This is a genomic window from Pseudomonas baetica, from assembly GCF_019733355.1.
Taxonomy (GTDB): domain Bacteria; phylum Pseudomonadota; class Gammaproteobacteria; order Pseudomonadales; family Pseudomonadaceae; genus Aquipseudomonas; species Aquipseudomonas baetica_A.
Window position 1 is genome coordinate 132,365 of sequence record NZ_JAIHLQ010000006.1, and the last position, 13,270, is coordinate 145,634.

At 55.0% G+C, this 13,270-nt stretch carries 12 protein-coding genes; 2 read left to right on the forward strand and 10 right to left on the reverse strand.

Translation table 11 applies throughout. The features are described from left to right. Window positions 1-26 precede the first annotated feature (26 nt). From K5E40_RS08205 to K5E40_RS08230, 6 genes are all read right to left on the reverse strand, one after another. Window positions 27-1,907, reverse strand: a complete 1,881-nt coding sequence (locus tag K5E40_RS08205; RefSeq protein ID WP_153045992.1) for a hypothetical protein — start codon at window positions 1,905-1,907, stop codon at window positions 27-29. 195 nt (window positions 1,908-2,102) lie between these two features. Further along, a complete protein-coding gene (locus K5E40_RS08210; RefSeq protein WP_078466090.1) occupies window positions 2,103-2,660 on the reverse strand; it encodes a hypothetical protein in 558 nt (185 codons plus the stop codon). Window positions 2,661-2,751: 91 nt separating this feature from the next. Beyond that, window positions 2,752-3,126 (reverse strand): hypothetical protein, encoded by a 375-nt coding sequence (locus tag K5E40_RS08215; protein ID WP_078466091.1) that lies wholly within the window; start codon window positions 3,124-3,126, stop codon window positions 2,752-2,754. Window positions 3,127-3,228: 102 nt separating this feature from the next. After that, on the reverse strand, window positions 3,229-3,762 hold the full coding sequence (locus K5E40_RS08220; protein ID WP_169904013.1) for a hypothetical protein: 534 nt from the start codon (window positions 3,760-3,762) through the stop codon (window positions 3,229-3,231). 93 nt (window positions 3,763-3,855) lie between these two features. Continuing rightward, window positions 3,856-4,407 carry a hypothetical protein gene (locus K5E40_RS08225; protein ID WP_153045993.1) on the reverse strand — a complete coding sequence of 184 codons (552 nt, stop codon included), beginning with the start codon at window positions 4,405-4,407 and terminating at the stop codon, window positions 3,856-3,858. Window positions 4,408-4,629: 222 nt separating this feature from the next. Then, complete coding sequence (locus tag K5E40_RS08230) at window positions 4,630-5,769, reverse strand: hypothetical protein (RefSeq protein WP_078466094.1); 1,140 nt, start codon at window positions 5,767-5,769, stop codon at window positions 4,630-4,632. A 213-nt stretch (window positions 5,770-5,982) separates the two neighbouring features. Here K5E40_RS08230 and K5E40_RS08235 point away from each other — a divergent pair, with 213 nt between their 5' ends. Next, a complete protein-coding gene (locus tag K5E40_RS08235; RefSeq protein WP_078466095.1) occupies window positions 5,983-7,536 on the forward strand; it encodes a diguanylate cyclase in 1,554 nt (517 codons plus the stop codon). Between the two features lie 60 nt (window positions 7,537-7,596). On the opposite strand, the gene K5E40_RS08240 is transcribed toward K5E40_RS08235, so the two are convergent. From K5E40_RS08240 to K5E40_RS08255, 4 genes are all read right to left on the reverse strand, one after another. Beyond that, on the reverse strand, window positions 7,597-8,829 hold the full coding sequence (locus K5E40_RS08240; RefSeq protein WP_221730330.1) for a hypothetical protein: 1,233 nt from the start codon (window positions 8,827-8,829) through the stop codon (window positions 7,597-7,599). A gap of 12 nt (window positions 8,830-8,841) precedes the next feature. Continuing rightward, window positions 8,842-9,441: a hypothetical protein gene (locus K5E40_RS08245; protein WP_078466097.1), complete on the reverse strand. Its 600-nt coding sequence runs from the start codon at window positions 9,439-9,441 to the stop codon at window positions 8,842-8,844. Between the two features lie 313 nt (window positions 9,442-9,754). Continuing rightward, window positions 9,755-11,143, reverse strand: a complete 1,389-nt coding sequence (locus K5E40_RS08250) for a hypothetical protein (protein WP_078466098.1) — start codon at window positions 11,141-11,143, stop codon at window positions 9,755-9,757. Continuing rightward, window positions 11,140-11,871: a hypothetical protein gene (locus tag K5E40_RS08255; RefSeq protein ID WP_011923016.1), complete on the reverse strand. Its 732-nt coding sequence runs from the start codon at window positions 11,869-11,871 to the stop codon at window positions 11,140-11,142. The genes K5E40_RS08250 and K5E40_RS08255 overlap by 4 nt, the downstream gene beginning before the upstream one ends. Before the next feature lie 465 nt (window positions 11,872-12,336). Between K5E40_RS08255 and K5E40_RS08260 the strand changes: the two genes are divergently transcribed. Next, a complete protein-coding gene (locus tag K5E40_RS08260) occupies window positions 12,337-12,669 on the forward strand; it encodes a hypothetical protein (RefSeq protein WP_078466099.1) in 333 nt (110 codons plus the stop codon). Window positions 12,670-13,270 lie beyond the last annotated feature (601 nt).

Consider the following 13,270-nt stretch of genomic DNA (forward strand, 5'->3'; position numbering starts at 1 on the left):
TGTGCTCGTAGGTGCCGATAGCGTGCTTAGGATTTCTCCAAGAACACCCGTCGAATGCCCTTCGTATTTTCCTCTTGGAGCATCAGCCTCATCATCTTCTCTCCCCAGTGAATTCCGGCAGCCTTGTACCGAATGATGGAAATCGTTAGGGAGAGCAGGTAGATCTGCGGAGTGATCACCACTACCCACACGAACACCTGACCGATATTCACGTGAAAGGTCGGAATCAGCGATGAGAACTGCAGTGGCACGAATTGGGATGGATGCAAAGCCATGAGCATCTGGACAACCACCATGCTCGGCACGGCTAGAATTCCCATCCTCAGGAATGAACCAGAAGTCCACCCCCACACCCTCGGTGCGAGCAGGGGCAGGGTGAAACGATTGAAGACCAGCGCTGTGAGCATCCAGCACGTGATAAGCAGGTAGTCGATGCCGTACCTGAACTGGTCAATGAAATATTCCATTGGGCTCATGAATGCCTCCATTACACCTTTGGGGTCAACGAGAATCGCAAAAAGCCCAAGACACCACTCGCCTTTGCTGTGCTCATTGGTTGCATCCAAATGAAGGATGCTCATTAGCGCGTATAAGGCGAAGAGCACCGCGAACATCGAGTTGGCCAAACCAAATACGGCGCTCCAGCGGAACTGCTTGAAGGTAGTCATGATATGGAGCGTGGAGAGGTGGCGGGCCATGGAGAACGTCGTTGCGTCGTTCGGTGTGATGATTCCCTTACGAACTGGCGAACAATCATTGATATCTTTGCCTTTGGCTTGCTCGGTGATTAGCTCGCGAGCGATCTTGCTGCTCGATGCTTGGAATACCGCCTTGAGGTTCTTATGATCCTTCACACCCTCCAATGCTGTCTTGAAACCCCCGCTGAGAATATTGTCCAGGAACACCGGGACCAGCGTCGGGCCAATGAACTGGCAGGTGCCGCTCATGCCTTGGAATCCGACCTTTGCTTGCGCAGCTAGGACGTGGCCGGTACCGACGAACACGTTCGGGTTCTCATTGGCAAGCTCGTAGCGGTCGACACTGAAGATGGTGCTGCACTCGGGTGCGTTCATCATCTCCTTTAAGGCTGGCGCAAGCCAAGGCGCAGTGAGATTTTTCCAGCCGTATGACACCTTAGTCTGGGCATAGACGTTCAGGTTGTATTCGTACGTAAGCTGACATGCGCCCCTGCAACTGCTGCATTGAACCTCGCCCAGGTTGCATTGCCGGCAGTTCTGTCTGCCACCGCCATTGCACCCGTTGCAGGTCATGGTGCCTGTAGCGTGGCAGCGATAGCACGGACTACCTGATTTGCCGGTACCGTAGCACTGGTTGCAGCGGTCGCCCATTCTCGCACCAGAGCCACCGCATCCTGGGCAATAACGACTGTGTGAGGTGTTCCCGGTGCCGCTGCAGTTTGTGCAATGCATCCGGCACTGGCCATTACATTCGCGGCAGGTGTGGTACATCGTGCCGTTACAGGTGGAGCAATCATTCTTGCCTGATCCGCCGCAACCCCGGCAGTCCTCCACGCTGTAGCAATATGAGTCATCACGAAGGATCAAATGCTTCGAGACGGGGCTGCGGTACAGGTTGGGATTGCCCTTTAGTTGCCCCTGCATGAGGTTGCGGGTGTAGGTAGCATCACTGAATATTTGTTTGTGGCGCTGCGCCAGGACCTCACCGATGTACTCACGTTTGTAAGCCGGGCCGGACGCGTACTGAACCTGACGGCTCTCGGGTTCGCTTGTATACGAAGCGGTGACCGTATAAGTGACGTCTGCCCTGTGATTCTCAATTTCCTTGATCGCGAATGGATCTGTAACTGCTAAGCCAAAGGCATGCTCAGCTTTTGACTTGAGCGAATGCGCGATGTCACCTGCTTTGAATCCATTTGGTGCTGCCATTGCCGATCCTAGATCCTAGATCTGAAGTGAATTTCCCAGTTGCGAGCCATTTTGCCATCACTGCACCTGCTCAGGCACCCAATTGGGCACCCTCAAACCGCTGAGTTAGAGGACTGATGAAACAATCACGCGCGTGAATGCCCAGCAGTGCTGGGCGAAAGAGAGTGGATCTGAAAATAGGGGGATTACCCTCCGTTAGGAGTCGAACTGAATACGTTCGCAGAGTGCATCAACACCCTCGGCAGTAAGGCCTTCGTGGGTGCCGTTGTCCGTGAGGATTTCTCCGATGTCGCCATCACATGGGCGAACAAGGCCACCCGTCATGGATGCACCAAGCAGCCGTAGGGCAGCCAGTACGGCATCGAATTCAGCTTTGTTCACCGCCGGCAGCGCGATGCTCCGTTCGCCTTGAGAATACGCAATCACGTCAGCGTATTGCTCGATGAGGTCCGGATAGCTGGCCAGAACCTCGGCCGAGGGTACCGACGGCTTGTTTGGGATCTCTGGTGCGTCCGCCTCGTTAAGGAACAGGGCGTTGTTAACGGCGCCGTGGTGGGCATCGATCAGCGCAGCCTGAGCTGTGTCAGCATCCGAGAAGGAGTTGTAGTTCCCCATGCGCACATCCCACTTGCGCCCATGATTGAGCAGGGGTACTGCCTGGGCGGTGGCGATGAACTGAGCTTGAGTAAGCAGGTGAGGGGCGATGGCCGCTGCTTGGGTATTAGCATGAGTGTTGGTTTCGACGTTCTGCATGGTATGGCCTCCCGGCTCTGTGTTGATAGAGCCAGTGTCATGCCCTGAAGGGTGTGCCAGAAGCGGGTGAGTCATACTTTGCCAGTGACGGTTATCGGCCCTCGGGCAGATTCACCGCCCCAGTCAGGATTTCTGCGAAGGTCACCTTCAGATCCGGGTAGTCGTCCAGTACGTCTTGTGTTGGCATCGACGGTAGATAGCCTCTCTCACTTGTTCCTGCGCTGTTCCAGTTCAGCGAGCTTTCCACTTCACGCCGGTGTATCTGCCTCAGCGCGGCTTCAGCACTGTCTGCCTCTGCCCAGGTCAGAAAACGACCGTGACTGACCTCCCAGCTGCGGGGATTGCCCACAACAGGCAAAGCGTCTCCGTGCTCAAGAAACTGGGCGAGCGTTAGCCGGTGAGGGGCGAGGGTGGAGAGACGTAGGCGCGCATTCAGCGAAGCAACATCAGGGTCGATATCGGGCACGTAGGAAGCCTCAGTTTGGTAACCGTTATGGCACATTATCACTGGGATAGCGCTGACCAACAAAAAGGCCCGGTGTGTGCCGGGCCGGGGGAAGTAGCGGCATTAAACGCCGGCGAGTTTCAGAAGATCGTTGTAGTCATCACCATCAGGGCATTTTTCATCAGCGTCCAGCTTGTCGTTGTGCATGCGGATAGCCTGGGGGAGGGATACCAGTCCTTGAAGGCCAGCACAGGCCGAGCGCACCGTCGACTCGCAGTCACCTACCATCATCTGGTATGCGTCCTCGGGATTGGTGCTGCCATTTACAAATGCCAGGATGCGCCAGTACAGACCCCCGTACTCCCCGCTGCACAAGCTGATCTCGGTGCGGTCTGCTCCATGAGCGATGTCGTAGATCTCAGAGCCCTCCGGGGCGACCACTAGCCCATCCACACCTTCAGCCTCAACGCTCACGAGGGTCAGCCCCATCTCGTGGTCATCAAAGCAGTTGAGCGAGGCCACAGATGCAAGCGCGGACGGCTCCTGCTGCGGGTGGATGGTGCGGTAGACCACATCATTGTCGTAGTTAACCCGAATGCATGGGGCTACGGAAAAGCTGGTGAACTTGATGGCTTGAGGGGAATTGGCTTCGGGCATGTTCGTAACCTAGTTGGCGATCAGTTGATGGGGACCATGTTGGGGGCGATGCTGGTGTGCCAGAACCACCCCTGATTGGAAATTCTCTCCAACCTAGATGGCGGCCTCTGCCTCCTCAAACGCATCCGCAATAGCATCCTCTTTGCCCACGCCGTGGCAGTAGCGCTCGAGGTAATCATGCTTCTTAGCATCGCTTTCCTGGCTGAGGGGCCGAACGATCACTACGATATCCAAGGGGTGATCGGAGTAGGCATCGCTGATGGTAATTGGGCCGGTACAGTCGATAACCACACGACCTGTCTTAGGCCCCGCAGCTGCCAAGGATTCCACGTCTACGGGCAGAAGCAGGCCGGGCGCTGAGATGGCTTTGAATATCGCTACCGCTCGGGCGTTGTACGCCTCGGCGTTCATCTTGTCCGTGCCTTCCTGTGCAGTTGAAATCAGGGCGTGCAGGCTATCAAGCTGAGCCTTCAAGGCTTCGATCTGCCTGTTGAGTTGAGCCTCGCGCAAGTAGATGAGGTTCTCAACCGATTCTGCGAGGTCGCTGGCCTGGCCATTGGTGACGTAGCCGGTTGAGCGGAGGGTGGTGTGGATGGTGTCGTGTAGAGACATCTGAATTGACCTTGAGAGGTTGATGATTTCCATGGTCAACCCTGTATCCCAGTGCCAGAAGCACCTGGTGACTGGAAATTCATCATCCTCAAGAAACCCTAGTGTCTCAGTGTGGATGGGGAGCCTCAAAGGCAGGCTAGACCCGAGCTCAGGATCTGCACCCCGTCCAAACTCAAGGCAAGACACCTACCCAGACTGAGGGAATGAATGCGAGCCTTGACATGATAAAGCCGCTTCTTAGAGCGGCTCGGGTAGTTAGGCAGCAGCTTCGTCAAAGTCGTCTGGTGGCCGACGGGTGGAGCACGCTGTGTCGAGTGGTGGCGTTACCAGGTTTGCCACGCGGGCCTTGGCCCTATCGCATGCAGACAGGTAGCCAGAGAAGGTCGGGGGTTCCACCTCTATCTCGTCCGCCAGCGCTAGGCAGTAATTCACTAATTCAAAGCCGGTCTGAAGGTTTGCGCTTTGCCCGACACAGTAGTTGAGCTTGACCTCTACGACGAGGGCCTCTCTATCCAGATCTGAACGTTGGAGCCGGAATGCGCCATTCGATTCCTTCCTGAGCCTTTTTGTTAGCGTGCCCTGGTGGTAGGTCTTCACACCATCAAGGACAGCTGCGAGACGCCTAACGAGACCAAACACCTCCTTCCAGTGGGCTTGCTGCTCATTGACCCTTCGCATCTCCTCAGCCGCCCAGCACTGCTCGTACTCCGAAGGGTTCATACCACGATACTGAACGTCCTCAAGCAGCTTGCGCTCAAAGCTGTCGATGTACCGATTCCTCGTTGCAGACACGTAGTCGAGCAAGAGATGCATGCAGTCGTGCTCACGAAGCCGTTCGATTTGCTCTGTTAGGGAATAAGCCGACTCCCACATCCAGGCTGGACGGAAGCAATCCATCTGTGCCCTGATGTATTTAGCCACGGACTGGGTATCTAAAAGGATTTGGACCCAGAGCTCGAGTGTGATTTCACCTGCTACATGATCTCGTGGGAGTCTCGAGAGGCGGGTCATCGCCGCTGTGGCGGATGAATGGAAGTTCGGTAATGCCTTGGCACCGAATGCGCGCGCCCGACCATGAGCTCGGTCTGCACGCATTGCCTCGAATGCTGCCGCCTCATCGACTAGCTCACCAAGCCACGGGGCTCTGCTGCTGAGGGCTGTGAGCCTGCTGTGTTGGGCCTTGCTGAAAGTCAGGTCTGGGCCCGCGGGAACCTCAAACCATCCAGCCTGGACGGCAAACATGATCAATCGGACATCCACCAATACCCCTGCTGGGACGCTTCGGGACGCAATGGCGTCGTCTAAGCTTGCACCCTGTCGCATATCGCGGGCGACTTTTCTCGCAAATGGCATAGCGCCACGGTTGGTGAGCGCGGCTATTAATGTCGTGTCCATGGTTACTCCATCTGTCGGTGACCCATCCTCGCTAGTGCCGGACTGTGCCACCACCACCACATTGCGAACCTTCAGGTTTTAGCCTTCCCGACATTCGTCCACGGGCGCAGGTCTGAATGGCTCGCTGCCTCAGGCCGGAAGGCAAATATTTTAGTTGGAACCTGCAAATATGGGGCACTAGATGGCCACTATTACTAGTGGAGGCCTCTGCTTATGAATCACGAAACCATCAACCGGGTCCTGCAGTCAGCTTGGCGCTCACAGGTCTTGCCAAGGCCAAGCGAGTACACCCTTGAAGCCTTCAAAGCCGTAGTTGCCAAGGTTCGATCAAGCACCATCAGTTCCCTATCCGGGGAATTCGCGACGGAGCTCGGTTCGCTTTCATCCCTCATCAGCAGCAACCAATCACTGACAGCAAGATTATTAGAAGGAATTGATCTGCAGATGGACACGCTACAGGCGGCAAGCCGGCGGGAAAGCGACGCACGAGCCAGTGATCAAGGACCATCAGCCATCTACATCCCCGGGTTCGGAAACCGTGGAGCATTCTTTGCCTCAGGCTTAAGCTCTATGGGGCTTAAGATCCTGTCACTCAGTCTGGATTCCAGCTCGGATCTTGTAGCCGACCTGAGGGAACGAATGCCGACCTCAGGTTTGGTGCTCGTGGGTAGCGCTGTTGTGGACCACCCAGAAGCATGTCGTGCGCTCGAAGCTCTGGCTGCTCATCATGACAGTGATTTGCTGGTGGTCATTGCAGAAGATACACCAATGACATTCGAGCAGCGCTTGGTTGCCGCGACCTTTGGTGTAGTGCGGTTACTAGGGGTTGAGGCCGACGTCAAAACGCTTCGATCGCTGATCCGTAGCAGAGCCAGAGACTCGCAGATCAATGGGTACAAGGTTTTGCTGCTCGATGACTCCAAAACGGATGCATACCCGGCAATTAAATTCATGCGTGAGGAAGGGATTGAGGTACTCCATATCCTTTCTCCAGCTGGGGTTTTGAAGGCTATTGAGGACTTCAGGCCTGACGTGGTCGTAACTGACTTCCATATGCCGGGAGCCAATGGCGCCCAAGTTGCCAGTGTTATTCGCCAAGATAGCGATGCAGTGATGCCTATCATTTTTCTGAGCAGTGAGCGGAACACAGAAACCCAGCTGATCGCGCTTTCGAAGGGGGCAGACGCTTTTGTCCAGAAACCATTGAAGCGGGGAGCCTTCATCAAAGCCCTCAAGGCGCTCATATCGAGGTCTAAGGCGTTTGACTCGCGAATGCGGCGCGACCCTCTCACAGGGCTTCTGAACCACGGGCAGTTGATGGCATCAGCATCACGTGTCAGTGCTTCAGGCAGCGTGCCCAACACCATGGTGATGATCGACATTGATCACTTCAAGCAGGTAAACGATACGTTTGGTCATCCTGTAGGTGACAAGGTGCTTGTTGGGCTTGCTGAGGTGCTATCAGACAACCTTCGGTCCACCGATTTCATAGGCAGGATGGGGGGCGAGGAGTTCGCCGTGCTGATGGTTGGCGCACCGATGTCAGATGCCAGGAATGTAATCGACAGAATTCGCGAACTCTTCAGCAATCTTCAGTTTGAAACCGGCCTGCAGGATCAGGGTGAAAGTGGGAAATGGTTTGCCTGCACCTTCAGCGCCGGCGTGGCTCTGCTGGATGGGTCCGCAGCGGTTTCAATGAAGGCTGCAGACCACGCGTTGTACAAGGCAAAGCATGGCGGTCGAAACCGTGTAGAGGCTGCTGACTAACCAGTTCCGATCTGCGGATATAAAAAAGCCCCAGCATCTGGGGCTTTTAATTTACTGAGATCAGGCTCGAAAGGTTTTCTCGGCCGGGGGGGCGAAGTGATGGACATTGTCCTTCACAGGTTCAGAGAAATTACCCTCTGAAATGTCGCTGTGCTCTGTTATGCCCTGGATGTCATCTGGCTCGTCGAAGGTAAGCTGCATCAGCACGCGCTCCATTGCTTCGTTCGAGTCGAACTCAGCAGAAGGGAAGTCTGCAGGCATTTCAACGCGATCAAGAATGTGCTTGAGGTCCATGTACATCAGGGTAGGGCGGCCACGCATCAGTTTGACCAGCTCAAGGATGAGGCGCTCGTTCTGTACCACTGCTGCGTGGCAACGTTGCGATACGTTCCCCCGCAACAGATTCAAACGGTTAGCCTTCATCACTACTTCGTGGTCCGACACTGGTTTGAAGAAATTCCCCTTGTTTGTCATTTGCAGGTAGCGCAGACAAAGCTCGTCGAAATTCTGAAGATCATCAAGCGCTGCGTCAGAAGACGTATTCATGATGCGCTGTTCTGCGGCACTGCCGATCATCAGCATGTGCATTCGCCAGAAAACCATGTCTGAAGTAGAGAGGAGGTTAAGATCTGTGAAGATCTTTGCAGTCCGAGTGTTGATGTCAAGGTGAGCGCTGAATGAGTCTGCAATCAAGCAGTTACTGCCTTTGTAGGCAATGATCCGAGCCGCTTGATGAATCATGAGCCGGGTTTGGTCTGCCATTGTCACCTGAAATGCCGGCCGTTGCTCTGGTGTTGGGGCAAATGAAAGTGGTAGAGCGACTGCGCTGCTCATTGCGCCACCAAGTTGATCTTGATGAGCCTGGGCCTTTGGCCGAAGTCCTGATGCCCAGTAACCGACACCAAGAAGGCAAGCAACTCCGATGGTAGTGACGGTATAGAAAATGTTCTGTGTGACCAAGCGGTATGCCGGGGTGGCACAGACGTAAACGCAGAGGCAAACGGCCGAAGTGACCCATACGAATGTTAGGCCACGTTGAAAGCCTTCGCCGATCGCTGCCACGACATTGCCAGCTTTCGCTTTTGCGATGGCACTTACCATGAATACAAACCCGACAAGAAGCGACAGGACAATGGCAGACATTGTTGCGAAACCAACCAGTTCGTCAGGCTTTTCCGCAGTCATGTAGCGGGCAATCACGTACAAACCAATTGTTGCCCCCGCAAGAACAAATGGGGTGAACCAGGCCGGAAGCATCCGGCTCGCGTCTTTAATATTGTTCCAGCTGCTCATTGTCCAGCTCTCTTATAAGGTGACGGTTGCTACATCAGGCTTTTGCTTAGCCTGCTGCTGCGGGTTTTTGGCCTGCGGTTTTGCTTGCTGGCCTTTAGGTGGCTGACCATTCTGCTGAGCAGGTTTTTGAGTTGGCTTCTGCGGTTGTTTGGCCTGGGTTTTGGGTGCTTCGCCGGCAGGGGCAGTCGAACCATTAGCCTCAGGCTTGGGACCTTGCGCAGGCTTAGATTCGGCTGTGGGCGTAGTAGTGGCCGCCGGCGCAGCTGAATTCTTTTGTGGAGCAGTCTGTGGGCGCGCCTGAGGCTCGCGTCGTTGTGGCTGCCCTTTACTCTGGCGACCGCTGCGGCGTGAATTCATATCCACGTCCTTCTCGATCTGCATGAGAGCGTCTTCGAACTCACCGAGCGCCCGAGCAAAGCCTTCGTTGCCCGAACGATATTGCTTGCGACCTTCCACGGAGGGGTTGCCTGCAAGCTCACGAAAACGCGAGTCGAGCCGTGCAACACGGATCGCCAGGGTGTACATCGCCGCGGTACGCTCGCCGTCAATGCGTAGGGTGCGCTCTGGAAGTTGAGGCGCGGTGTTGCGGACTTGGGTAGTTTCGTTAGCCATGGGGTTACCTTACTGGTGAGTGCCAATTGATCTCAGCCATTCCCAACCAGCAGCTTGTTGGGTGCATGAGCGAAAAAAGTCGCTGACGTCACTTGCGTGACTCAGGTAGCTGGCGCTGTCGTCAGGGACGAACAAACCCCAAGCATCAATCCAAGCGAGTTGGAATATTTTTTGCGGGAAGTAACAAACCTCGACGTATCGATACTCAGGAGCTCTCAGGTATATCTTCGCAACGAAGATAACGAGAAAGACAAAGAGCACGATCTTGAGAGATTTCACTATCGGGCCGGATGACGACCCCTGTGAGCTCGACTCAGCCATGAGCGGCATCCTTGGTGATGGTGATTTGGTATCCGGTCCTGCGGCGAATAACACCAGAGGCTTCTTCAAAAGTGAGACCACCCGAGACCAGATGGCTCAGTGCCCGTAGGGCATCAGATTCTTCATCGGCGGCGATGCCTAGGCTCTGGCTGAAATCCAGCCATTTACGCTTGGAGGCAGTGGTAAGCCCATTGGCAATGGCTCGTATCTTGGCTACGCGCCGTAGGTCAGGAAGGGGCTGGTCGAGTAAAGAGGCACAATATCTGGCCATATACTCACCTGCATTCATCCTTGAGTTGATCAGGGCTTTGAGTGCGTCTTCACGACCAGCTGTTCGCATGGCATCGGCATCATCCATGCCACGGCCAAGCGCTATGATGCTCAAGGTTATGCCAACGGCTTCAGCCTCACGGATCGACGATAGTGCACCTTCATAGCCGGCATGATCGCCATCGACCATATGAGCGGCCTCTGTAATTCCTTGGCTGGCTAGGTATGCGGCCTGGGCTGAGTTAATTGATGCTTGCCCAATGGCGCATCCCCAAACCTTGATGAGCTGCAGAGCCCAAGCATCCAACGTCCCTTCCACGCAAACCAGGATGGACTTCTGCCGCTGCTTGAAAAGGTAAGGGATATCTTTGGACGATTTTGGTGAAAAACGGTATTTCGGATTAGACCTTGCTTCACCTTGTCCTGATGGGATCCTGCCCCAGATACGGGCCTCGCCGTCTGGGTGAGGCCAGTAACCGATAACTCGACCTTCCATCCCCGACCAGACAGATGAAGGGGTTTCATCCTCAAAGCTGACGATCCCAATAGAACGGGCTTGCTCCCGGGTAACACCGTGAGCCTGAAGAAGCGAAAGCACTTCATCATTGTTAGTGAATACGCCGAGGCGCAGCGTAGCCATGACCTCGTTTGTATACCCTCGGGATTGCTGGAATTCGTCAAGAATCCCCTTGTTGCGTTGAGCCAGTTGCTGAGTCACCAGAATGATTGCCTGGCCCGTCGTGAGGGGAGGGCGACCACCATTGGCTGCGCGTGACTGCTGCTTGGCTTCGTTGTCCCGGTTGTCAGGGGGTTCAACACCTGCGGACTCACAAAGGGTTTTGACGATATCGCCGTTGCTCATGCCGTTCTGGGCGAGGGCGTCCCACAAAGGCGTGTATGGGCTTGGGCAGTTGTCCTTACGATTGCACTGAATCCCGGACCTGAATGGGTAGTAGAAAGCGCGGTCTTTACCACAGGCTGGACAGTCGAGGACATAGGAGCCATTGGCTGATAGCTTTTTGGGGTGCAGGTGATTAAGAAGGCCACGATCCACTGCATCTAGCTTCGGGTATACGGCGTCTTTGATGAAGTCTGTGATTGATTGCTTCATTCGCCGGCCGCCGCCGTCTCTTTCCCTCTCAGGCTTGCGACGACGCGAGGGCAGATGCCCTGGTCAATCGCTATTTCACCGAGTTTGACCTTGAGTTGGCGACGTACCTTCCATACCTGCTTTTCACTAAGCCCAAGCATCGAGCTCATGTCTACGGAGCAATGTTGCTCAAGAACAGCCAGGCGGAGGATCTGGTGTTCACGATGTGTCAGAAACCTGCGCAGCGTCTCAACGTGAGCATGGCGCTTCTGCAGTCCTTCATCACTGAGCACGATGCCGTCGGACAGGAACTGGGGTAGTGCCGACAGGCTGTCAGTGTAGTTGGACGCAGTGTTGAGGTAATCAGGTTCTAGACCATGAGCGCGCGGCGCATAGTCTAAGCCGTCGAGATCCGCAAAGTTGAATGCGCCAGAACCTGGAACCTCATCGATGACGCGGGCATAACCGTACTTACGTATGTAAGAGAGGGCGTAGCCGATCAAGCACAACCCGCGTCCGTCAGGGGAGCCGGCAGCGTAGTTTCTGATGGCGCTCTTTGTGGCGTCATAGATGCCCGGGTACAGAATCTGAAGAAGCTCCTCGTCCGTTAGACGAACAGAAAGCTTCGAGCGGATTTCAGCTACCCACTGTTGTTGGGATTCGACATGAATGACGAACTCCCACGGGTCAAGACTTAAGAACTGGTCGCTGGTAAGCCCGGCGAGCCAGTTGCTCCTAACGAGGCGCATGCCTCCCTCCTCCGATCATACGATCGGCTCCTAAGCGCAAATCCAGTCCCCTGGAATTTGCTTTGTCCGGTAGCCACGACAGCCACCGACCCCCTTCTACATACGGTGAGCAATGCTCAACCGCTTGGCTCCTCGGACGCCCCGTAGGTGTGTACCGAAGTAATTGAGCGCGATTCTATTGGGCGCGGATGGGACAGGCAACTCTAAAAAGGGCGTGATTTTTCAGTCAAAAGCGTTGAGCTGGAGGCAAAGTGAGACATCAGGTACCCAACTGTGTGCAATGACGTTCAGCTTGTAAATCGCTACAGACCCTGTCCCGTAAGGAAGTTGACGCCTGAAACCCGGCGTTGATGGCACACCAATGGCCACAAGATGCTCAATGGTGGCAATGTACTACCGTTCGTCGCTGCTCTTGGAATTCACGAACGTGACGTTAAGGTGCGCTCATCACCTGTAGGAGTAACCATGATCAACGCGTATCACCAAGCCATTAGCTCGGCTCGTCAAGCGGGATTTGCTTTGCAGAATCGACTGCATGGCTGGGCAGCTATCAAAGAGGGCATTGATACTGTTCTCGTTAGCTTCTTCTATATCGAAGGCGGCCAGGTCAGTGCTCAGATTGTTTGGAGTGGGCCCGATCCGCGCGACTCGATGGACCTGGTAGCGCATCACCTCAATGGCCAGGCTGGTGCTGGGAGCGAACTCGTTCAAATGTTGATTGATGTTTATCGGGCAAGTGGTGACAGCGATACGCTCCTCCCGATGAAGCCATGTCCCAAAGGTGCCGTTCTTCACTAGCGGCTCCGATATCAGCCGGCGGCCTGATTCCACAGCGCAAACAAGTGACGTGGGCTGCGGGGACTTATACCGACACCGGCTCGGCTGTCTCTGGCCATTTGGTGGGTGCGAGTAGTCCGAGAGTGGCCGTATCGGCTCAAGGTGCTTGAGTTGCCTCTCTAGTGTGTTCCGATTTCCGAACTTAATAGCCTACCTGGATAGCCAGGGATCTCAGCTTGAGGGTTTGGAGCTTGTCACGGGCTGCTGGATCTTTCTTGCAGGTCACGGTTGTCACTAATCGGATCTGACGAATCCCGAATATTCCTAACACCAACTGAGTGCGCGCCGCAGCCTGCCTTCTTTGAGGGGTCGCAGACCGATCTAGTTATGGGGGAGGGCTCGAGCCCTACGGCGCAGCCTATGCCATGAGCCAAATCTTATGGTGGCTGATACTGAGTGATCGGTAGATGGTCACAGCCGCTGAACAGGTTGCCCTATTAGGTCATTCGTGAAATGGGCCTTCTTTCGCCGAGCGCGAGCTAAAAGCTAAAGACCCATGCATCACCTAGTGTGAGCGTTGTGATGATGAAACCTGGCTGTCTGGTACTGACTCTATGAGGTG

Coding starts and splice junctions, on each gene's coding strand:
- K5E40_RS08210 (WP_078466090.1), bottom strand. CDS start 2,660: ATGCAGAACGTCGAAACCAACACTCATGCTAATACCCAAGCAGCGGCC.
- K5E40_RS08220 (WP_169904013.1), bottom strand. CDS start 3,762: ATGCCCGAAGCCAATTCCCCTCAAGCCATCAAGTTCACCAGCTTTTCC.
- K5E40_RS08230 (WP_078466094.1), bottom strand. CDS start 5,769: ATGGACACGACATTAATAGCCGCGCTCACCAACCGTGGCGCTATGCCA.
- K5E40_RS08225 (WP_153045993.1), bottom strand. CDS start 4,407: ATGGAAATCATCAACCTCTCAAGGTCAATTCAGATGTCTCTACACGAC.
- K5E40_RS08240 (WP_221730330.1), bottom strand. CDS start 8,829: ATGAGCAGCTGGAACAATATTAAAGACGCGAGCCGGATGCTTCCGGCC.
- K5E40_RS08235 (WP_078466095.1), top strand. CDS start 5,983: ATGAATCACGAAACCATCAACCGGGTCCTGCAGTCAGCTTGGCGCTCA.
- K5E40_RS08260 (WP_078466099.1), top strand. CDS start 12,337: ATGATCAACGCGTATCACCAAGCCATTAGCTCGGCTCGTCAAGCGGGA.
- K5E40_RS08250 (WP_078466098.1), bottom strand. CDS start 11,143: ATGAAGCAATCAATCACAGACTTCATCAAAGACGCCGTATACCCGAAG.
- K5E40_RS08255 (WP_011923016.1), bottom strand. CDS start 11,871: ATGCGCCTCGTTAGGAGCAACTGGCTCGCCGGGCTTACCAGCGACCAG.
- K5E40_RS08205 (WP_153045992.1), bottom strand. CDS start 1,907: ATGGCAGCACCAAATGGATTCAAAGCAGGTGACATCGCGCATTCGCTC.
- K5E40_RS08245 (WP_078466097.1), bottom strand. CDS start 9,441: ATGGCTAACGAAACTACCCAAGTCCGCAACACCGCGCCTCAACTTCCA.